The 20500-nt window shown below is 59.8% G+C and carries 16 protein-coding genes; 13 read left to right on the top strand and 3 right to left on the bottom strand.

Features of this window, described 5'->3' with window-relative positions; translation table 11 throughout:
• Nucleotides 1-166: 166 nt before the first annotated feature.
• Nucleotides 167-1015: a 3-hydroxyacyl-CoA dehydrogenase gene (locus tag OZX73_RS06285; protein WP_277148611.1), complete on the top strand. Its 849-nt coding sequence runs from the start codon at nucleotides 167-169 to the stop codon at nucleotides 1013-1015.
• A 463-nt stretch (nucleotides 1016-1478) separates the two neighbouring features.
• Nucleotides 1479-2123, top strand: a complete 645-nt coding sequence (locus tag OZX73_RS06280) for a single-stranded DNA-binding protein (protein ID WP_277148610.1) — start codon at nucleotides 1479-1481, stop codon at nucleotides 2121-2123.
• Nucleotides 2124-2281: 158 nt separating this feature from the next.
• On the opposite strand, the gene OZX73_RS06275 is transcribed toward OZX73_RS06280, so the two are convergent.
• Nucleotides 2282-4360 carry a M13-type metalloendopeptidase gene (locus OZX73_RS06275; RefSeq protein WP_277148608.1) on the bottom strand — a complete coding sequence of 693 codons (2079 nt, stop codon included), beginning with the start codon at nucleotides 4358-4360 and terminating at the stop codon, nucleotides 2282-2284.
• A 220-nt stretch (nucleotides 4361-4580) separates the two neighbouring features.
• Between OZX73_RS06275 and OZX73_RS06270 the strand changes: the two genes are divergently transcribed.
• From OZX73_RS06270 to OZX73_RS06260, 3 genes are all read left to right on the top strand, one after another.
• A complete protein-coding gene (locus tag OZX73_RS06270) occupies nucleotides 4581-5675 on the top strand; it encodes a DUF308 domain-containing protein (protein WP_277148605.1) in 1095 nt (364 codons plus the stop codon).
• 213 nt (nucleotides 5676-5888) lie between these two features.
• Nucleotides 5889-6665, top strand: a complete 777-nt coding sequence (map, locus tag OZX73_RS06265) for a type I methionyl aminopeptidase (RefSeq protein WP_277148603.1) — start codon at nucleotides 5889-5891, stop codon at nucleotides 6663-6665.
• A gap of 258 nt (nucleotides 6666-6923) precedes the next feature.
• The gene (locus tag OZX73_RS06260) at nucleotides 6924-8219 is read left to right on the top strand and encodes a citrate synthase (protein WP_277148601.1); all 1296 of its coding nucleotides are present in this window, start codon (nucleotides 6924-6926) and stop codon (nucleotides 8217-8219) included.
• A gap of 88 nt (nucleotides 8220-8307) precedes the next feature.
• Here the strand turns inward: OZX73_RS06260 and dapD are convergent, their stop codons facing one another.
• A complete protein-coding gene (dapD, locus tag OZX73_RS06255) occupies nucleotides 8308-9312 on the bottom strand; it encodes a 2,3,4,5-tetrahydropyridine-2,6-dicarboxylate N-succinyltransferase (protein ID WP_277148599.1) in 1005 nt (334 codons plus the stop codon).
• 259 nt (nucleotides 9313-9571) lie between these two features.
• Here dapD and OZX73_RS06250 point away from each other — a divergent pair, with 259 nt between their 5' ends.
• The 6 genes from OZX73_RS06250 (at nucleotide 9572) to smpB (ending at nucleotide 15593) form a co-directional block, all read left to right on the top strand.
• Complete coding sequence (locus OZX73_RS06250; protein ID WP_277148597.1) at nucleotides 9572-9703, top strand: hypothetical protein; 132 nt, start codon at nucleotides 9572-9574, stop codon at nucleotides 9701-9703.
• A gap of 201 nt (nucleotides 9704-9904) precedes the next feature.
• Nucleotides 9905-11068: a peptide chain release factor 2 gene (prfB, locus tag OZX73_RS06245; RefSeq protein ID WP_277148595.1), complete on the top strand. Its 1164-nt coding sequence runs from the start codon at nucleotides 9905-9907 to the stop codon at nucleotides 11066-11068.
• Nucleotides 11069-11168: 100 nt separating this feature from the next.
• Nucleotides 11169-12596 carry a cell division ATP-binding protein FtsE gene (gene ftsE, locus OZX73_RS06240; RefSeq protein WP_277148593.1) on the top strand — a complete coding sequence of 476 codons (1428 nt, stop codon included), beginning with the start codon at nucleotides 11169-11171 and terminating at the stop codon, nucleotides 12594-12596.
• Nucleotides 12593-13516, top strand: a complete 924-nt coding sequence (gene ftsX / locus OZX73_RS06235) for a permease-like cell division protein FtsX (protein WP_277148591.1) — start codon at nucleotides 12593-12595, stop codon at nucleotides 13514-13516. The genes ftsE and ftsX overlap by 4 nt, the downstream gene beginning before the upstream one ends.
• Nucleotides 13517-13650: 134 nt before the next feature.
• The gene (locus OZX73_RS06230) at nucleotides 13651-14979 is read left to right on the top strand and encodes a CHAP domain-containing protein (RefSeq protein ID WP_277148589.1); all 1329 of its coding nucleotides are present in this window, start codon (nucleotides 13651-13653) and stop codon (nucleotides 14977-14979) included.
• Nucleotides 14980-15113: 134 nt separating this feature from the next.
• Nucleotides 15114-15593, top strand: coding sequence for an SsrA-binding protein SmpB (gene smpB / locus OZX73_RS06225; protein WP_277148587.1), 480 nt, complete (start codon nucleotides 15114-15116; stop codon nucleotides 15591-15593).
• 322 nt (nucleotides 15594-15915) lie between these two features.
• Here the strand turns inward: smpB and OZX73_RS06220 are convergent, their stop codons facing one another.
• Nucleotides 15916-18333: a BspA family leucine-rich repeat surface protein gene (locus tag OZX73_RS06220; RefSeq protein WP_348519451.1), complete on the bottom strand. Its 2418-nt coding sequence runs from the start codon at nucleotides 18331-18333 to the stop codon at nucleotides 15916-15918.
• Nucleotides 18334-18382: 49 nt separating this feature from the next.
• Between OZX73_RS06220 and OZX73_RS06215 the strand changes: the two genes are divergently transcribed.
• Together OZX73_RS06215 and OZX73_RS06210 are read left to right on the top strand one after the other, a co-directional pair.
• Nucleotides 18383-18658 (top strand): hypothetical protein, encoded by a 276-nt coding sequence (locus tag OZX73_RS06215; protein WP_277148583.1) that lies wholly within the window; start codon nucleotides 18383-18385, stop codon nucleotides 18656-18658.
• A gap of 713 nt (nucleotides 18659-19371) precedes the next feature.
• A complete protein-coding gene (locus OZX73_RS06210; protein ID WP_277148580.1) occupies nucleotides 19372-20307 on the top strand; it encodes an ABC transporter substrate-binding protein in 936 nt (311 codons plus the stop codon).
• The last annotated feature ends 193 nt before the right edge of the window (nucleotides 20308-20500 follow it).

The following is a 20500-nucleotide window of genomic DNA, read 5'->3' as shown; positions in this document are numbered from 1 at the left end:
TTCGCTGAAACGGCGAGTCAAAGGTGGTATTGGCGACATCTTGGGTAGAATTGTTGGTGTACGAGTTCGGTGCGCCACCGCAATGTTGATGTCGCTCCGACATATATCAGTCATCGAGGATTTGCTGCGTTGCAATCCGGGGATGACAATGACGAAAGAAGAATCAATGCAGAATCTTACCGTTTTGGGCACCGGCGTTCTTGGTTCCCAGATCATTTTCCAATCGGCATATAAAGGCAAGGACGTGGTCGCCTACGATATCAGCGACGAGATTTTGGCCGGCCTTCCGGACCGCTGGGAGTATCTGAAGAAGCAATACAAGCGTGACATCCCTGACGCCACCGATGAAAAGCTCGACGCCGCCGTTTCGCGTATCCGCGCCACCGCTGATCTCAAGGACGCGGTCAAGGATGCGGACATCATCATCGAAGCCATCCCGGAGCGCCTCGACATCAAGCAGGACACTTGGCAGAAAGTCAGCGAGTACGCGCCGGCCAAGACCGTGTTCTGCACCAATTCCTCGACGCTGCTGCCGAGCAAGATGGCGCCGTTCGTCGATCGTCCGCAGAAGTTCCTGAGCCTGCATTTCGCCAACGAGATCTGGAAGTTCAACACCGGCGAGGTCATGGCCCAGCCGAAGACCGACCCGGCCGTGTTCGAAGAGGTCGCGCAGTTCGCCGAGGAGATCGGCATGGTGCCGATCCGCGTGAAGAAGGAACAGCCTGGCTACCTGCTCAACTCGCTGCTGGTGCCGCTGCTCGATGCCGCCGCCGATCTGTGGGTCCGTGGCGTTGCCTCCTTCGAGGACATCGACAAGACCTGGCGCATCGCCACCGGCTCGCCTGAAGGCCCGTTCCAGATCTATGACACCGTCGGCATGATGACTCCTTACAACCTCAACAAGGATGCCACCAATCCGGTCAAGAAGGAGTTTGCTCGCCGGATTAAGGAGGATTACATCGACAAGGGCAAGCTGGGCAAATCCACAGGCCATGGCTTCTATGACTATGAGTGATTGACAACCGTCTTCTCATACGCTCGCTTCGACGTCAAGGTGACTTGATGGCCATTTGGCCTTCAGGGAGACGTCTGGGTTGATATGCGTTGGATGGGGTAGGTGATTTGCTTGCATGTGGCGCTGTGTACCGTTTTCGGTATGCGGCGCCATTGTCATGCCTACAAGCGTTTCCATGTCTCTTGTTCTCGCGTCCGGTTGTCCACATTCGTCATTTTCAGGTGGATAATGAATGGTTTGTCCACATTCCATCCACGAAACGCCGGGACCCCGGGCGTTCGACCACAGTGCCCGTTTTGGCTTGAACGGGACTTGCTGCGCGGTGCATACTGAGAGGACCGCGGGGTTCATGTCTCGGCCGGCGATTCAGCGCGGAATTCATTCGCGCATGCGTCTGGATTCCATGCCGGCCGGACGAATCCTGCAGTCCACGTAGATATATGGAAAACGCGAAGGAGCAGATATGGCACAGCAAGGGACAGTGACGATTTCGGGATTCGTGGGTGCGGATCCGCAGGGTTTCGGCAAGGAGGGAGGGCCTGCGGCGTGTTCGTTCAGGATCGGATGCACGCCGAGGTATTTCAACGCGATGGCCAATGAGTGGTGTGACAGGCCGACGACATGGATCACCGTGAAGGCGTTCCGCACATTGGCGCAGAACGTCCTATCGAGTCTGCACAAAGGCGATCCGGTGGTGGCGACCGGCACCTTGGCGACCGAGGAATGGACCCGGGAGGATACCAAACACACCAAGATGGTGATGGAGGCGACCAGCGTGGGCCATGACCTGAGCTTTGGTACCTCGGTGTTCCATCGCGTCAAACCGGGAATGCGGGAGCCGGGAGGTGCAGGCGATGCTTCCGCCGCGGCGACGGCAACTGCACAAAATGAAGTCGAGGGCCATGAGGTCTCTGCTGTCGCGCACAACGGCCGGAGCGAGGCGCAAGGTGGCAAGAATGGTGCACGATCCAGGGATGCCATGACCGGAGGCCTCTCCAATAATGATGGGGACGGCGATGCCGACGTCCCCGGAGATGACCCGTGGGATGCCAGCGAGGTGTTCGAGGAGACTGGCACCGCCGACCGTTTGGTGGCATCGGTGGGATAAGAACGGAGTTCCGGCAGCAGCTGACAGCAATGTGAAAAGGCATGACACATTGATGGCCGGAACGTTGTCATCACGTTCCGGCCATCATTGTCATACAATCGTGACTGGGGAATCACAAACATCCAGTCTGGATTTTCGCAGTTTGCTGTGAATGCGGCTCACCAGATATGGACACGCTGTTCAGGAGCGAGCCACAGCTTGTTCTCGGGCTTGACGTCGAATGCCTGGTAATAGAGGTTGACGTTGCGTACGATGCCGTTGGTTCGGAATTCGGCGGGGGAGTGCGGATCGATTTGCAGATACTGCTCGGTCAGCTCCTCGCGTTGCGCGGTGCGCCAGATGGAGGCGTAGCTCAGGAAGAAGCGTTGCAGGCCGGTGTATCCGTCGATCTCCGGTGCGCTCGCCAGCGACGCCGTCACCGCTTCCGGCGAGCCGTCGACCGGACGGCCAGCATCCTTGTCAAGCGCGAAGGCGTAGGCCTTCAGGCTGATGTTGACGCCGCTCAGGTCGCCGATGTTCTCGCCGATGGTCAGCGCGCCGTTGATGTGCGGGGCCTGGCTGAGGTCGTCGCCATACTTCTCTTGAAGCTGGGAGGGGATGAATCCGTTGTACTGGTCGATCAAAGCCTTGGTGAGCTTTTCGAAGTTCGCCTTGTCCTCGGCACTCCACCAGTCGTTGAGTTTGCCGTCGCCGTCGTACTGGCTGCCTTGGTCGTCGAAGCCATGCCCGATCTCGTGGCCGATCACCGCGCCGATACCGCCGTAGTTGGCTGCGTCGTCGGCTTCCGGGTTGAAGAATGGAGGCTGGAGGATGGCGGCGGGGAAGACGATGACGTTCATGGACGGCTCGTAATAGGCGTTGACCGTCTGCGGGTTCATCAGCCATTCCTCGCGGTCGACGACCTGGCCGACCTTGGAGAACTGGAATCCGGTCTCGTAGGCGACTGCCGCGTTGAGGTCATCGACCAGGCTCATCTCGGGTCTGATGTCTAGGGCGGTGTAATCGCGCCAATGGTTGGTGTAGCCAATCATCGGAGTGAACTTCGAAAGCTTCTCAAGGGCCTTGGCCTTGGTCGCCTCGCCTAGCCAGTCGCTGCCGGAAATGGAGACGCGATAGGCCTCGATGATGTTGGAGACCAGTTGCTCCATCCGCTCCTTCGAGCTTTCGGGGAAGTGGAGACGGACGTATTCGCGGCCGACCTCCTCGCCGCAGATGCCGTTGACCAGCGAGACACCGCGCTTCCAGCGGTCGCGCTGCTGCTTGGCTCCGGAAAGCACCTTGCCGTAGAAATCGAACTGGGTCTTGTCGAAATCGCTGCTGAGCGTGCTGGCGGAGCCGCTGATCATCGTCACGCGCGCCCAAAGCTTCAGGTCGTCGAGATCGCTCTGGTCCCAGAACTTGTCGAAACCGGAAAGGAAGCTCGGCTCGTGCACAATGGTGTTGGCGAACACATTGGTGAGGTTCAAAGGTTGCGTCTTTGAGGCGGGCAACGCGTTGTAGGCGGATTGCCACGCATCGAGCCATGAGGTGATGTCGAAATGGGAAAGCGTCGAGCTCAGCGTTTGGAAATCAGTGGGGTTGTAGGTCTTCTGTGAGTCGCGGGTGGCCACGTTGTCCCAGTGGTTCGAGGCGATCTTGGTCTCGATCTCGAGGAATCGCTTGGCGTCCGCCTCGCTTTTCACGCTGTCGCCATAATCGGCGAACATCAGCAGCTTCGTGACCATGTTCACGTACTGCTCGCGGATTGGCGCGTAGTGGTCCTCGCGGTAGTAGGCCTCGTCGGGCAGGCCGATGCCACCCTGCTCGATATGCAGGATGTTGTGTTCGGGGTCGCCCGGATCGCCATAAACGCCGCAGTCGAAGAAGTCGGGCCCGCCAAGTGTGCTTAGCTCGCCCAGGATCTTCGTCAGCTCCGCCTTGCTGGTTGCGTTGTCGATGCGCTCGAGCGCGTCCTTGATGGGGCTGATGCCGGCGGCTTCGATGGCATCGGTGTCGAGGAATGCGCGGTAGAGGCTCTGGGACTTGTGGGCCGGGCAGTTCTCGTCCTCGAGGATGTCGCGGATCTGGCTTTCCGCGTCCTCGGCGAGCTTGTCGAAAGCGCCGTAACGGGAGCGGTCGTCGGGCAGCTCATAGGTGTCGATCCATGGGCCGTTGACGAAGCGGAACAGGTCGTCGCCGGGGCTGATGGTGCTGGAGAATGAGGTCGTATCAAGGCCTGAAATCAAAGGTGTAGACATGGCTCTACTGTATCGGCGTTTGCTGACAAGAAAGGCGGGAAATGAAAGGAAAACGCAGGCCGGAAAGGCAGCCATTTTCAACTTCCTTTTTCAGTCTGTTCACCTACCATCCAGCAGGTATTCAGGAATAGTCCTTACGATTATCTGTTGAATCACATGGTGGTTGAAGTAATCCGTGGCCATAAGTTTCATGGTGCGGTCATGATGATAAGGAGTCGAAATGTCAGACGCCAATACGAATGATAATGATCCGAATGTGAATGAAGGCAACGAAAGCAACCAAGGCCAGGCCAATGGACAGCCAACAGGACAGACGGGATACGGCAATTACGCGCCCAATGGCATGAATGGCAACCAAGGCCAGCCTGGAGCCAATAACTCATACGGGCAGAATGCGGGTCAAACCAGACAAGGATATGGACAATACGCGGGCAACCAGGGTGGGCAGCAGAATGGCCCATACGCCAATCCCTACCAATACAACGGGCAAGGGCAGAACCAGAATCCCAACCAAGGCCCATACAACAACGGCTATGGGGCCAATGCCTATGGCCCGTATGCCGCGGACCCGAATCAATACAATCAGCAGCAATACCAGAACGGCAATCCCAACGGCCAATACCAGTATGCCCAGAATGGCCAATACCAATACGCGCAGAACGGTCAGCCCCAGGGCAACGGCGGGCAACCGCAAGGCAATGGCTGGCAAGAGCAAGCGGGCAAGCCGGGCAGCAATGAATGGTGGCGGATGAACCCGTTCAAGCTCGCCGAGGAATGGCTACCGAGCCAAGCGAAAAAGACCATCCGCATCGTCTATGGCGTGGTCGGCATCGTCGCGCTGCTGCTTGGCATCGCGTTGCTGATCTGGCCGGGCAAGACGTTGGTGGCCGTGGCCGTCGCGCTGGGCATCTACTTCCTGATTTCCGGTGTCATCCGCGTCATCGGCGCCATCGTCGAGAACGGGTTGCCAGGCGGCTGGCGCGTGCTGGACATCTTCATCGGCATTCTTTTGGTGATCGGTGGTGTGATCATGTTGAAGAACACCGCGATTTCCACCGCCCTGCTCACCATCCTGGTCACCCTCACTGTCGGCATCGGCTGGATCATGGAAGGCATCATGGCGCTGGTCGAGACCTGGCGTCTGCCGAAGTCCGGCTGGGCCATCTTCTACGCGATCGTCTCCATCCTCGCCGGCATCGTCGTGCTGTTCATGCCCGGCGCCTCGGTTATCGTGCTGATTGTTTTCGCCGGTGTCTCCATGGTGGTCATGGGCATCCTCGCCATCATCCGCGCCTTCCGTTTCGGCAAGAACTGATGCGATATTTGACGTATTACGCTTTTGCTGGACGATAAGCAGAAGCGTTAGAAGAAAAGTCGCTTTCTCATTGCGTCCCGGACCCCTGAATCCATTCAGGCGGTCCGGGACGCTTTGTGTTGGGCATAAGCGCAGTCATCCCAATGTGGTCAAGGCTTTTATCCAAGTGAACAAGACTGGAAGATTGTTGGGCTGGCGAAGTAGGGTGAAGGCATGATCGAATTGAAAACGCCAAAGGAAATCGCTTCGATGAAGGTGGCCGGCCGCTTCGTCGGCAGCATCCTCAAGGAGCTGCAGGAGACCACCAAGGTCGGCACTAATCTGCTGGAGATCGACGACCTCGTGCGCCGCCGCATCGAAAGCCGCAAAGGCGCCGAATCCTGCTATGTCGATTACGCGCCAGATTTCGGCACCGGCCCGTTCAAGCACTACATCTGCACGTCCGTCAACGACGCGGTATTGCACGGTGTCCCTTATGATTACGCCCTCAAGGACGGCGACTTGCTGAGCCTCGATCTGGCGGTCAGTGTCGACGGATGGTGCGGGGACTCCGCGGTGAGCTTCGTGGTCGGCAAGGATCCGAATCCGGAAGATATTGCGCTCATCAAGTGCACCGAAGAGGCGCTCGCGGCCGGCATCGCGGCGGCCCAGTCCGGCAACCGTCTTGGCGACGTCTCCGCGGCCGTCGGCGATGTGGCGCACGAGCACGGCTATACCGTCAACATGGAGTTCGGTGGCCACGGCATCGGCCACGTCATGCACGGCGACCCGTTCGTACCCAACGACGGCAAGGCCCATCACGGCTACAAACTGCGCCCGGGCCTCACGATCGCAATCGAGCCATGGTTTATGAAGACCACCGACGAGATCTACCAGGACGCGAAGGACGGCTGGACTCTGCGCAGCTCCGACGGCTCCAACGGCGCCCACAGCGAGCACACCATCGCCATCACCGACAACGGCCCGGAGATTCTGACCGTTCGCGAGTAATCATCGACTTGGTTTAGTAGTTCTTTTACTTAAGCGGCATCCGCAACTCAAAGTGCGGATGCCGCTTTGTTTTAGGCTTTTGCTCCCTTTTTGAGACCATACATGTACGCAACGTGGACATCGGTTGCCTCAGTTTACATTCATGCAATAAGGTATGTTCAATCCCCGATTGGTTGCGGCAACGTTTGTGAATTTGTCTGTTTTACGCAGAAAATGGAGCATAAGCCGACGATTGGGACACAAAGGAAGGTGGAAGCCATGGTGGAGGCAAAACTCAATGTGGACACGAGCAAGTTCGATCTGCCCGTGGTCAAGGCCACGGAAGGGGCCGATGGCATCGTCGTCTCCAGCCTCAGGAACGACGGGTTCGTCACCCTCGACCCCGGCTTCCTGACCACGGCCCAGTGCGAATCCAAGATCACCTTCATCGACGGCCAGAACTCTATCCTGCGCTATCGCGGTTACCCAATCGAGCAGCTGTGCGACCAGTCCGATTTCCTTGAGGTGGCTTGGCTGCTGCAGCACGGCGAGCTGCCGACCAAGGTCGAATACGACCAGTTCTGCCTGGATCTGAACCACCGCACCATGGTCGGCGAAGATTTCCGCAGTTTCATGGCCTCGTTCCCGCGCGCCGCCCAACCCATGAGCGTGCTCGCCTCCGCCATCAACGCGCTCGCCGCTTTTTATCCGGACACCACCGATATCAACGATCCCGACCAGCTGGACGAATCGGCGCGCATCATCATGGCCAAGGCTCGCACCATCGTCAGCTACATCTATCGTCGCCGCCGCGACGAGCCGATGCTGTACCCGGATATCGCCCGCGGCTACGTCGACGATTTCCTGCGCATGTGCTTCGCCGTGCCTTACGAGCCGTACGAATCCGATGATCTTTCCATCCATGCGCTCGGCCGTCTGCTCATCATCCACGCCGACCATGAGCAGAACTGTTCGACCTCCGTGGTGCGTATCGCCGGCAGCGCCCATGCCAACCTCTATTCGGCTGTCGCAGCCGGTGTAAACGCGCTTTCCGGGCCGTTGCATGGTGGCGCCAACGAGGCGGTGCTGAAGCAGTTGGTGGTCATTCGTGACTCCGGCGAAAGCGTCAGTCAGTTCGTCGAAAACTCCAAAAAGAACGGCACCCGCATCTCCGGTTTTGGCCATCGCGTCTACAAATGCTACGACCCGCGTGCCGTGGTCGCCAAGCATTATCTTGAGCAGCTTATGGCTCGCGGCGACGTCGACAACCGTCTGCCCGCCGACGAGCGTGCCCTGTTCGACATCGCCACCGAACTCGAGGACATCGCCACGCATGACGATTATTTCGTCTCGCGTCATCTTTATCCGAACGTCGATTTCTACACCGGACTGCTCTACCGGGTCATCGGCTTCGACGCTCCGATGTTCACCCCGCTGTTCGCGCTTGGCCGCATTCCTGGCTGGATCGCGCAATACCGCGAGATGCTGGCCGACCCCGAGACCAAGATCGGTCGCCCGCGTCAGGTCTACACCGGCGAGGTCAAGCGCGACTATGTGCCAATGGACCAGCGCTGAAACAGCAAAAAGGTCGGTCGATAGCTCAATGACATTGGCAGAATTCCAATGTTTCTGAAAAGCTATCGACCGACCTTTTTGCTATGGCTTAGTTCTTGTGCAGCTTCTCGTTCAAGGCGATGCCGACTTTGCGGTAGCGTGCCTCGATGGCGCCGGTCACCGAATTGCGGATGAAGAGGATGTTGTCCTTGCCCGAAAGCTCTGAGCCCTTGACGACTTCCAGCGGCTCGCCGGCGGCGATTTTGGCCTTGTCGTGGATGGTGATCTTCGTGCCGGCAGTGACGTAGAGTCCCGCCTCCACCACGCAGTTGTTACCCAAGGAGATGCCGATGCCGGCGTTGGCACCCAGAAGGCTGTGCTCGCCGATGGAGTTGCGCAGTTTGCCGCCGCCGGAAAGCGTGCCCATGATCGATGAGCCGCCGCCGACGTCAGAGCCGTTGCCCACGGTGACGCCTTGTGAGACCCGGCCCTCGATCATGCAGGTGCCAAGCGTTCCGGCGTTGAAGTTGACGAAACCGGCGTGCATCACCGTCGTGCCAGGAGCCAGGTGTGCGCCAAGCCGCACGCGGTCAGCGTCACCGATGCGGACACCTTCGGGCACTACGTAGTCGACCATGCGCGGGAACTTGTCGATGGCGAGCACGTTGACATCGACGTGAGGGGTTGGCATGCCGCTGGCGTCCCGGCTGGAACGTGCGACCGCGTTCATCACGTCCATCTTGCGTAGCGCGAAGTTTTCGGCGGCGAACGGTCCGTAGTTGGTCCATACGACGTTGGCCAGACGCGCGAAGATACCGTCGAGATTGATGGTGTTCGGCTCCACCATGCACATGCTCAGCAAATGCAGACGCAGGTAGGCGTCGGCGGCATCGGCGATGGGGGAGTCAAGGTCGGAAACGGTGAACACAGGCTCACGACGAACCCCGCGCTCGTCGGCTTTGGTGCGTACGAGGGCGTCGAATCCGTGGCGAGGACGGTCGGCTTCACTCGGCGCCGCGCCCATCTCCAGCTTTGGATACCACACGTCCAGCGTGTTGCCCGCCTCGTCGATCGAGGCCAGACCCCAGCCCCAAGCCGTCCGTTCGTCACTCATACCTGCTCCTTCTAGCTACATTGTTGAAATAAATATGTTTCTAATCTAGCGCATAACCGCCTTTTTGTCCCTGTAAAGCTCAAAGGTGGATAGTCAGGATTTTCTGAACGTTGAGTTGTGGGGCGGGATATGCGATGCTGAGGCGTAAAGCTTGGCCTACCGGCCTGGAGGGTGCCGAAGCATTGTATATCCCGCCCCACAACGTCAGTCGGATTGGATATAGACGCTAAATCCCGCAGGCTCGATACAATGAAGGATTGTGAGTGATTACAGGAACGAACGCGAACGCCGCGAAAGCCGTCGCCGCAACATCGTGCGGGCGATCTGCATCGTCGTGGCTGCGGCCATGTTGCTCGCGCTGGTGATTCCTGCGATCTATGCGGGTCTTTGACGCCTTGCATATGCTTCCCGGCAAGAACGGTGGCATCAACGCCATGTTGCGGCGCGGTTCATCGAAAGCGTGACGTGCGTGCCTGCAACAGGCGGGTTTCAAGATCCAAGGAATCGGATTGATGCTTAACGGCTTGCCACGGTATAGCGGTGATCAGGACGGTCAGAGAGTTTTCAGTGAGCAGACATAAGGTGGAGTGCAATGGCGGAATTTGATTTTTCACAGGCGCTGGGCGAAGCGCGTACCAAATACGAGACGATTGAAAAGGCGTTGGACGTCGACCGCCTCAAGTCCGAGATCGCCGAGTTGGAGAAAGAGGCGTCGAAGCCGAACCTCTGGGATGACGTCGAGAACGCGCAGAAGATCACGAGCAGGCTCTCCAACAAGCAGGGCCTGATCAAGAAGCTCGATTCGCTTTCGAGCAGGCTTGACGACATTGAGACGCTATACGAGCTGGGCCAGGAAGAGAACGACGTCGATTCGATGAAAGAGGCCCAGAACGGCGTCGACGCCCTGCAAAAGGACCTCGACGAGATGGAGATTCAGACGCTGCTTGACGGCGAATACGACGAGCGCAGCGCCGTGGTCACCATCCGAAGCGGTGCCGGCGGCGTCGACGCGGCCGATTTCGCGCAGATGTTGCTGCGCATGTACTTGCGTTGGGCCGAGCGCAACGGCTACAAGGCCAAGGTGATGGACACCTCCTACGCCGAAGAAGCCGGCATCAAGTCGGCAACGTTCGAGGTCGACGCGCCGTACGCATATGGTCGTCTTTCCGTCGAGGGAGGCACGCACCGTCTGGTTCGCATCTCGCCGTTCGACAACCAAGGCCGCCGTCAAACCAGTTTCGCCGCGGTCGAGGTGGTGCCGCTGGTCGAGGAGACCGACCACATCGACATCCCCGATTCCGACATCCGCGTGGATACCTACTGCTCCTCCGGCCCCGGCGGACAAGGCGTCAACACGACGTATTCCGCGGTGCGCATCACCCATTTGCCCACTGGCATCGTGGTGACGATGCAGGACGAACGCAGCCAGATACAGAACCGCGCCGCCGCCATGGCCGTCCTCCAGTCCCGCCTTCTGGTGCTTCGTCACGAGGAGGAAGCCAAGAAAAAGAAGGAACTGGCGGGCGATATCAAGGCCAGCTGGGGTGACCAGATGCGCTCGTATGTATTACATCCTTACCAGATGGTCAAGGATCTGCGCACCGGCTACGAGACCAGCCAGACGCAGGCCGTTTTCGACGGCGATATCAACGGCTTCATCGACGCGGGCATCCGCTGGCGTCACGAGCAACGCCGCCAGGCCGCGTTGGAGGCCGAGCAAGCCGAGGACGACGGCAAAGACGGCAATAAAAAGTAAAAAGTAAAGACTTTCAGCCATTTCGGTGGAATCAGGACAATCTGCGATGCTGAAGTCCGTAGACTTGGACTTGAGCGGAAAACAGTAAGGAAACGGCATTATGGCGTTGATCACATTGGACAAGGTCTCCAAGATCTATCCCAAGGGCACACGGCCCGCCCTCGACCATATCAACCTCGACATCGAACGCGGCGACTTCGTCTTTCTTGTGGGCGCCTCCGGCTCTGGCAAGACGACATTGTTGAGCCTGTTGCTGCGCGAGGAGGAGGCCACCGACGGCGAGATCCGCGTGGCAGGCAACGACCTGCGTCGCCTCACCGCCCGGCAGATCCCGCAGTACCGCCGTTCCATCGGCTTCATCTTCCAGGACTACAAGCTCCTGAATAACAAGACGGTCTGGCAGAACGTAGCCTTCGCGCTCGAGGTCATCGGCACACGGCGTTCGACCATCAAGTCGCTGGTCCCCAAAGTTCTTGAGACCGTAGGTCTTACCGGCAAGGAAAAGAACTACCCGCACGAGCTTTCCGGCGGCGAGGCGCAGCGTGTGGCTATCGCCCGCGCCTACGTCAACCACCCGCAGATTCTCCTGGCCGACGAGCCCACCGGTAACCTCGACCCGACCACATCCCTCGGCATCATGGAGGTCCTGGACGCCATCAACCGCACCGGCACCACCATCGTCATGGCGACCCACAACGAGGAGATCGTCAATTCCATGCGCAAGCGCGTGGTCGAGCTGCACGCCGGCAAGATCGTGCGCGACGAGGCCAAGGGCAGCTACGATTCCGCCCGTTACTTCCCGGACGCCGACGTGGAATCGAAGGCCAAGCAGGTCATCGATCCCAGCGCCAACAAATTCAAGAGGCCGCAAGGTGCCAACGCGATTGGTGGCGGCACCTCATCGAATACGTCGTCTGATGCGCCCATCAGCGACCGTTCCATCGTCGCCACGCAGGCCATGGACGCCGTCGCCGATGCCGTGGCCAACGGGACCGGCGAGAACGAGGGCATCGCACGCCTCGCCAACGCCATGCATTCCGGCAGGACCGGACGGTACGGCGAGGTGTTCCAAGCCGCGGAGACCACGATGACCTGGGGCAAGGGCCTGACGCGCGAAGAGGTCACCAGCGCGCATGAGTTGAAGGCTAAGTCTAAGCCGACGACGGCATCGGCATCAACATCGAAGCAGACATCAACTTCAACGCCGCAGGCAACGTCCACGTCAAAATCGGTACCAAAGACAAAGCGGAATACAACCCTAAGTATGGGTCGGCAAGGCAACAAGCCAGTTTCCGTTTCGTTGCCGAAGGCGAAGAAGCCAACCTCGAAAGCCAAGTCGCCCGCTTTGCCCGCGCCGCCGGTGCCACCAGTGAAATCGGCATCAGCGTCGAAATCAACAGCTGGCAAGAGCGCCGGGAACGGCCAGAATCGTAATACATCAGGCCAACCGCGCAATGGGTCGGCCCAGCCACGTAATGCGGCAAGCCAGCCCGGCGGAAACGGCGAAGCCACGGAGGAGCGCAAATGAGAGCACGATTCATCCTTTCGGAGACATGGACGAGCCTGAGGCAGAACGTCTCGATGATCCTCTCCGTGCTGCTGGTCACGTTCATCTCCTTCCTCTTCATCGGCGCATCCGGCCTGATGCAGGCGCAGATCACCAAGGCCAAGGGCGATTGGTACAAGGAGGTCGAGGTCGTCGTCTGGCTCTGCCCGGACGGCACCAGCCAGGTCGCCAACTGCTCGGCGGGCAAGGCTCCGACCCAGCAGGAGATCGTCCAGCTCGAAGACAAGATTCACGACGACCTGAGCAACGTGGTCTCCAAGATCACCTACGAAAGCCGTGAGGACTTCTACAAGAACACTTTCCTCAAGCAATACCCGAACGGCATCTACCAGGGCCGCACGCTGACGGCCGCGGACATGCAGGATTCGCTGAAACTGAAGCTCAAGGACCCGACCAAATACCAGGAAGTCTCTGAGACGCTCACCGGCAGTCAGGGTGTCGAAGAGGTGCTTGACCAACGCCAGATCTTCGACCCGGTCTTCGCCATACTGAACAAGGGAACCGCCGTCACCCTGGTCCTGGCGGCGGTGATGGTGGTGGTCGCCGTCCTCCTGACGGGCATCACCATACGTATGAGCGCCGCGAGCCGCAAGAACGAGACGGAGATCATGCGCCTGGTGGGCGCCTCGAACTGGACGATCCGATTGCCGTTCATCCTGGAAGGCGTGCTGGCCTCATTCCTGGGCTCGCTGCTCTCGTGCGCGGCGCTGAGCGCGATCGTCAAGCTGTTCATCACCGACTGGCTGGCGAAGAACGTGCAGTGGATGCCGTTCATCAACCAGGTGACGGTCTGGCTGATGGCTCCGGCGCTGATCATCGGCGCGATGCTGCTTTCGGCGTTCGTTTCGACGCTCTCGCTGAGACGTTATCTGCAGGTCTGACGGTCCGATGGCTTCGAGGCAGACCAACGACAATTGCGCTGTCGGCTATTGAATCGTGAGGGGCATGCCATCGAAGTGGTTAATATGGGTTTGTTACAATGGAAACATTGCATTACTTTAGGAAAGGTGTTGTTGTGCTGAAAGTCACTCAACGTTTGCGCGTGTTTGTGGGGATGGTGCTTTCCGTCTCCATGTTGCTTGCTTGCGCCGCTGCGGTGCTTACGACGAGTCCGGAGCCGGCCGAGGCCGCCACATGGGGGGATTATCGTCAGAAACAGCAGGAGACCAACAATCTTCGCAGCCAGCTGGCCGGGGTCAACGCCGATCTGGCGAACAAGATCATCGAATTGAACGACCTGACCGACAATCAGATTCCCGCGGCCCAGCAGGCCGCCTCGGACGCGCAGGATGGCGCCACACAGGCCCAGAGCGCGGCCCAATCGGCCACGGACCGTCTCAACGCGGCCATCAAGGACAAGCAGGACCTTGAGGCCAAGATCAAGCAGACCGGCGCGGATTACGATGACGCCAAGGCCGGTGTGGCGCAGGTGGCGCGCGACAGCTTCCATGCCACGCAGGCCACCGAGGTCATGAACGTGGTCACCAAGTCGACCACCACGCAGGACTTCGTCGACACGATGCAGTCGCAGGCCGCCGTCAAGCGCAGCGAGGCCAACGCCGCCGACGAGGACGCCAACACGCTCAACACCTCGCAGAACCGCAAGCAGCGCCTTGAGGCCATCGAGAACCAGATCTCCAAGCTCAAAGTGCAGGCCGACAGCGACGCGGCCACGGCCCAGCAAGCGGCGCAGACCGCGCAGGCCAAGCAGAGCAGCCTGCAGAGCCTGCTCGACCAAGGCGTCAGCCAGCGCAACTATCTGCAAAGCCAGCAGAGCCAGCTGACCACGGATTCCGCAAGGGCAGCGGCGCAGATGGTCTCGCTTAAGGCGCAGATTGATGCCCAGTCGCAGGCCGCTATCTCTGCCTCCAACAGCAATTACAACGCCCATTCCAACGGTGGCCAGACCTGGGGTGGCGGCAGCCGCCCGTCCGCTCCTGCCCGGCCCTCACGGCCTGTCTCAGGCGGTGGCGGTGGCGGCGGCTGGAGTGGCGGCGCCGCTCCGTACCCGCCCAAGCAGTGCACGTTGTGGGCTTGGATCCGCCGCAACCAGCTCGGCAAGCCGGTCACCGGACACATGGGCAACGGTGGCGATTGGGCCAATACCGCCCGTAGCATGGGTTGGGCCGTCGGCCGCACGCCCGCGGTAGGCGCGGTTGTCGTGTTCGCCCGTGGCCAGAGGGTCACCACTTGGGTGGCCAGCCCCGCGTACGGCCATGTGGCGGTCGTCGAATCGATCAACGGCGGCATGATGACGATTTCCGAAGGTGGCAGCGGCTTCTGGCCGCGCTGGCCGGCGTACGAGACGCTTCCCGCCTCAAGCGCATACGAATACATTTACTGATGGCCGGTTTGCCGTTGTCCGAATGTTTCGATAGCTAACATCATGAGCGCGCTGCCCGTTTCGGGTGGCGCGTTCGTGCTATGGTCGGCATATCGAAATCACAGGAACAACGGGCAAAAGAGAAGGAAGAGGACATGGCGAAGGAACAAGGCACGCAACTTATTGCGCAGAACCGCAAGGCGCGGCACAACTACACCATCGAGGACCATTACGAGGCCGGCCTCGTGCTCACGGGCACCGAAGTCAAGTCATTGCGCGAGGGCCGCGCGTCCCTGGCCGAATCGTTCGTCTCCATCGACCGCAACGGCGAGATGTGGCTGGAAGGCGCGAATATCCCCGAATATCTCAACGGCACATGGAACAATCATGCCCCGAAGCGCAAGCGCAAGCTGCTGCTGCATGCCTCGCAGATCGCCAAGCTTTCCCGCCAGACCGAAGCCAAGGGCTACACCATCGTGCCGCTGAGCCTCTATTTCAAAGACGGCCGCGTGAAGGCCGAGATTGCCTTGGCCCGAGGCAAGAAGGAATACGACAAGCGTCAGGCCCTGCGCGAGGCCGAAGACAAGCGCGAGGCCCTGCGTGCGATGCGCTACAAGAACAAGCTGGTGCGCTGAGCGGTTTCGCGCGCAGTTGTTGCAACATTTGCAATGACTGAATACTGAGCTGATACTGGTTTTGGTTTTGTATTTAGCTGTTCTGCCAGCGTGTAACTTATATGTATTACAACAGTGGATCCCATTCCTTTTCATTGGAATGGGACCCACTGCGTTGAGAGTGGGTGTCGGCGCGGGGTTGGTTTGGGTTTGGTTGCCGTGCCGGCACCCGGTTGGGTTCCCGCCGGCCGGGGTGTTGGTTGGCTTGGCGGGAAGTCTTTGATTTGGGGCGCGGGACAAGGTTTTGCCCGTTGTGGGCGGGCAATGTCCTGTGCCGTGTGTCTCATCTACTGTGGCGGGTGTTGGTTTGGCGTTGGTGGCGGAGCCAGTCGGCTCCGGCGAGCAGGAGCAACGCCATGGCGAGCCCGGCGGCGAGCAGCGCGGCGAGTCGCTGGGGTTGTCCGCCGGTGAGGGGCAGGCTGCTGAGGTAGATGCCGCTGATGTGGGTGGTTGTCGTGCTGGTCTTGGTGATCGCTCCGGTCTGGGTGGTGCCGTCGCCGCGCCAGGTGTCGGTGACGCTGGGTGTGCTCAGTGTGGTTTTGATGTCGTAGTCGCCGCCTTGGGGCATTTGTTCCTTGGTGTAGTCGTGGTTGGTGGTGTAGTCGCTGGCGCCGTCCCAGTCGCTTGTGGTCTTGGGCGTGGCGCAGTCGCCGGGCTGGTAGGCGGCTTGGGTGCGTGGTTTGACGCAGAGGGTGATGGTGTCGTTGGTGGTCCATGGCTTGCCGGTGGTGGTGAAGCGCACGCTGTTGTCCGTGGGGGAGCGCTGGCCGGTGCCGGTGGGGGTGTTGAGGGTGCGCCAGACCGGGTGGAGGGTGACGGTGGTCCGTTTGCCGCTGGTGGTCCCGTCGGCGGCGGGTATGCCTGTCTCGCCTGGTGTGGTGAACTCGGCTGTGGTCTTGCCGGCCAGGTGGTGCCAGCCGGTGAGGTAGCCGCCGTCGACGTTGATGCCGCCAGAGGCGGCGAGCCTTGGCAGGATCGGGTAGGCTTTGGCGTCATCGGCGTCGATGAGGGCCGTTGGCACGTCGGGCACGCTGCCGACGGGTGTCGCGGCGCCGTCGGTGGCGAGTGTGGTGGCCATGTATGGCAGGGTGCCTTCGAGGAGAACGTCGGGGCTGATGACCGGCTGGTTGGTGACGGGGTCTGTGTCCCTGTCGGTGATGTGTGTGGTGAGGGTGTACTGGGAGCCTGCGGGGTATTGGGTGGTGAACGTGCTGTCGGTGAAGCTGATGCTCCATGACCCGCCGCTGGTGATGGCGGTCTGGCATTGGCCGGGGGCCAGGCAGGTTTCGACGGTTCCCGCGTGGGCGGCCGTTCCGGCCACGTCGACCGTGCCGCCGCCCGCATGGTGGTGGTAGGCGATGGTGAGGCCGGCGGGCGCGTCGACGTCACGCCATTGGGCGTAGAGGACGATGTTCTGCTGGGGGAAGTACTTGCCCCGTTCGAGGCTGACGATGGTCTGGCCGGGTGCGTACGGGGTGCATCCGCCGGTGGTGCCGCCGGCCCGGCAGGTGTTCCAGCCGGTGAACACGGCGTGGGGTTTGTGGCCGGTGAGCTTGTTGGCGGCGGGCGCGGCGACGGTCTGGGTGGTGTCCCAGGTGTTGAACTCCTGTATGTCGCTACCGGTGCCGCCGTTGGCGTCGGCGATGACCGTGGCGCCGACGTATTTTTCGTCGACGTAGTAGCCCGCGCGGTCGGCGGAGGCGGCCTTGGTGGCCAGGGCGGGGGTCAGACCGTTCCATCCCGTCAGCGTGGCGCCGGGTTGGAAGCCGTCCGTCTGCACCCAGTTGATGCTCCGGCTGACATTGGAGAACGAGTTGGTGTCATAGAGTTTGGTGTTTGGTCCGAGGGCGAGCATACGCAGTCCCGTGGGAAGTGTGCCTTGTTGGCCATGAGTGTCGTTGCGTAGATCCCAACCGCTCAGGTCGAGCTTCTTAAGGTTGGTGTCGTTTCTGAACAGGTTGGCGGTAGAGGTGATCCCGTGCATGTCGAAGCCCGACGGGTCGAGGACCGTGAGCTTCGGCATGTCGCCAAACATGGTGTCCATGTTGGTGACTTTGCTGGTGTTGAAGTCGGTGACGTCGAGGGTCACGAGCTTGGCGCAGTTCTGGAACATCCTTATCATGGTCTGGACGTTGCTGGTGTCGAAATGGGACACGTCCAGGCTGGCGAGGCTGCGGCAGCCGGAGAACATGCTGCCCATGTTCGTGACCTTGCCGGTGTCCCAGTCGTGCAGGCCGGTGATGGCGGTCAGATTTCCGTCACCGTTGAACATGTTGCCCATGTCGGTGATGTGGCTGGTGTCCCAGCCGGATACGTCCACGTAGGTGAGTCCGGACATATTCATGAACATGGCACCGAGGCTGGTGAGGGAGGTGTCGAAGGTACAGCTGGACAGGTCGAGCTTCGACAGGCCCGAGACATTGAATGCTTTGACCATGCCGATGTTGCTGCCGACCCGCCAGTTGCGTGCGGTGACGGAGTCGAGGACGGCGCCAGAGAACATGTTCGGTGCGCTGATGGCGTGTACGTCCCAGCCGGATAGGTTCAGGCCGGACAGCTGAGAGCAGCCGTAAAACATGCTGTCCATCCATGTGGTTCTGCTGGTGTCCCAACCGGACGCGTCCACCGACTTCAGATTGGTGTCGCCTTCGAACATGCTTTCGGCGCTTGAGGGGAGTGTGATTTTCCCTGTGGTCGTCATGTGGAAATGCTGGAGTGAGGCCCAATGATAAAACGCGCGGTAAGCGTTTATGCTGAGGGTCCCATCGATGGTCACGCTGGTGGCGGTGTTGGCGATCGAGCCCGATGTCGTGCCTGAGCCAAATGCGGTGGAACTCAAGGCGGTGGAGTTGTTGCCGCCATGGATGATTAGCGCGCAGTCCGTACTGAAGTCCCAACCCGCTGTACCCCAAGTGCCGTGCTGCGCGGCGCACGACGTTTGCGGGCCCACGGATGGCCCGCCACGCGTCAACGGCGACGCGGACGGGGACGGGACCTGGCCCTCGACGATGTGCGAGGCGGAATGAACGGTAGAGAAGATGGGGGAGCTGTGACGCGACGTTGCGTTGGGGGACGCAGGGGACTTGGAAGAGGGCGTGGGCCGTGATGGGTTGGAACGACGCGTGGAACCGGAAGGTTCAGATGAGAAGGCTGATTGGGAAGTACCGTGGGGTGAGGATGAGGATTGGGTGGTGTTGGGAAGTGATGGGAAAGTTTCGTTTAGACTAGCATTGCGGGGGGGGTTAGCGTTGACATCGTTGCAATACAAACCAGCGCCGAGACCAACGTGCGGATAACACCCATGGCAAACACCAACCTTTTTTCTTCAAAATCGGAACCCGCGATGTAATACATTATCGTATACGGTTCCACCGTTCCGATGAGTCCACACCTTAACGGCTTTTAGGTACAAAAACAACCGCCTTCGGGCGTGTGGAAACCGCGTCATGTGACGGTCTGGTGGATGTGCTTAAAAGGTTTGCAACCCAGCAATGCCATACCTTTCGACAAGGTTCGTGGAAGTTTTGATGTCGCAAGAGACGACTGCCTGAAATGCGTCTCAAAAACAGGTGCTACGGCGTGTCGCATATCGTGATAGTTCTTGTGAAAACCGATTTCCCAATACATGAGTGTCCATTTAGTGAGACGATGAATTGCATAAATACAGAGGTAAGTATATTATGCAAGTTATACGCGATGAATGGAACGTCCGAGTCCATTCAAGAAGAGAGGATGCAAGATGTCGTTCAAAGTCTCACAAATAATCAAGAGCGTGCTGGTGGGCGTGTGTGCCACGGCGATGGTGGCCAGTGTGGCCGCCTGCGGCACCACCGATGACAGCGACAAGAGCGCGACGCCCAAGGGCAGCACTTCCAACACGAGTTCTGTCAAGAAGGACCCCAAGATTGCCGCGATGCTGCCGGATTCGGTCAAGAAGGACGGCAAGTTCACCGTCGGCGTCTCGCCGGATTACGCGCCGGCCGAGTTCCTCGACAAGGACGGCAAGACGCCGATTGGCTATGACATGGATGTGGCCAAGTCGCTCGCCGCCATCTTCGGCTTGAAGTTCGACCCGACCGCGGCCGAGTTCGACTCGATTATGCCCGGCATCGGCTCGAAGTATGACGTCGGCATCTCCGGCTTCACGATGGACCCCGACCGTAAGGACGCCGGCGAATTCGTCTCCTTCCTCAATGTCGGCGCCTCCTTCGCCGTGCAGAAGGGCAACCCGAAGAAGCTTTCGGTCGACAACCTCTGCGGGCACAGCGTGGCCGTGCAGACCGGCACCGTCCACGAGACCACGGTGAAGAACCTGAGCCAGCAGTGCGTCGCCGCCGGCAAGAAGGCCATCGACATCCAGTCGATGAAGGAGCAGACCGTCGTGGCGACCAACGTGGCCACCGGCAAGGCCGACGCGTTCTGCGCCGATTCGCCCGTCTCCGGCTACGCCGTCAAGCAGAACGGCGACCAGCTTGAGCTCTTGGGTAAGGCATTCAACATGACCCCCGAGGCCGTGGTGGTCAAGAAGGGCGACATGCAGACCGCGAAGGCTGTGCAGGCCGCGCTGCAGAAGCTGATGGACGATGGCACGTACATGAAGATCCTCAAGGCCTGGGGCGACGAGTCCGGCGCCATCAAGGAGGCCAAGATCAACGACTACAGTGAAGTCAAGTAAGTAAGTCGCGCTGTGAGGGGAGTCCGGCCGATGCCTGTGGGTGTCGGCTGGGCTTTCTTGGTTTTGCGGAGTGAATCCGTGTCGGCGTTCCCGAATATGAGATAACGACACAATTATGCGTAGCTTCGTATAATATACAAATAGGTTTCAATCTGCCTCATCTGGTGGAGGCATGCGAATGATATTGGTTTCC

The sequence above is a fragment of the Bifidobacterium sp. ESL0775 genome (genome assembly GCF_029395475.1).
Lineage (GTDB): Bacteria > Actinomycetota > Actinomycetes > Actinomycetales > Bifidobacteriaceae > Bifidobacterium.
The sequence above is the reverse complement of the archived record's forward strand: the minus strand, read 5'-3'. Positions and strand labels throughout refer to the sequence as shown.

Bases quoted from the DNA above. Each gene is read 5' to 3' on its own strand.
- OZX73_RS06285 (WP_277148611.1), top strand. From the start codon at position 167: ATGCAGAATCTTACCGTTTTGGGCACCGGCGTTCTTGGTTCCCAGATC.
- OZX73_RS06280 (WP_277148610.1), top strand. From the start codon at position 1,479: ATGGCACAGCAAGGGACAGTGACGATTTCGGGATTCGTGGGTGCGGAT.
- OZX73_RS06275 (WP_277148608.1), bottom strand. From the start codon at position 4,360: ATGTCTACACCTTTGATTTCAGGCCTTGATACGACCTCATTCTCCAGC.
- OZX73_RS06270 (WP_277148605.1), top strand. From the start codon at position 4,581: ATGTCAGACGCCAATACGAATGATAATGATCCGAATGTGAATGAAGGC.
- map (WP_277148603.1), top strand. From the start codon at position 5,889: ATGATCGAATTGAAAACGCCAAAGGAAATCGCTTCGATGAAGGTGGCC.
- OZX73_RS06260 (WP_277148601.1), top strand. From the start codon at position 6,924: ATGGTGGAGGCAAAACTCAATGTGGACACGAGCAAGTTCGATCTGCCC.
- dapD (WP_277148599.1), bottom strand. From the start codon at position 9,312: ATGAGTGACGAACGGACGGCTTGGGGCTGGGGTCTGGCCTCGATCGAC.
- prfB (WP_277148595.1), top strand. From the start codon at position 9,905: ATGGCGGAATTTGATTTTTCACAGGCGCTGGGCGAAGCGCGTACCAAA.
- ftsE (WP_277148593.1), top strand. From the start codon at position 11,169: ATGGCGTTGATCACATTGGACAAGGTCTCCAAGATCTATCCCAAGGGC.
- ftsX (WP_277148591.1), top strand. From the start codon at position 12,593: ATGAGAGCACGATTCATCCTTTCGGAGACATGGACGAGCCTGAGGCAG.
- smpB (WP_277148587.1), top strand. From the start codon at position 15,114: ATGGCGAAGGAACAAGGCACGCAACTTATTGCGCAGAACCGCAAGGCG.
- OZX73_RS06220 (WP_348519451.1), bottom strand. From the start codon at position 18,333: ATGACGACCACAGGGAAAATCACACTCCCCTCAAGCGCCGAAAGCATG.
- OZX73_RS06215 (WP_277148583.1), top strand. From the start codon at position 18,383: ATGCTGAGGGTCCCATCGATGGTCACGCTGGTGGCGGTGTTGGCGATC.
- OZX73_RS06210 (WP_277148580.1), top strand. From the start codon at position 19,372: ATGTCGTTCAAAGTCTCACAAATAATCAAGAGCGTGCTGGTGGGCGTG.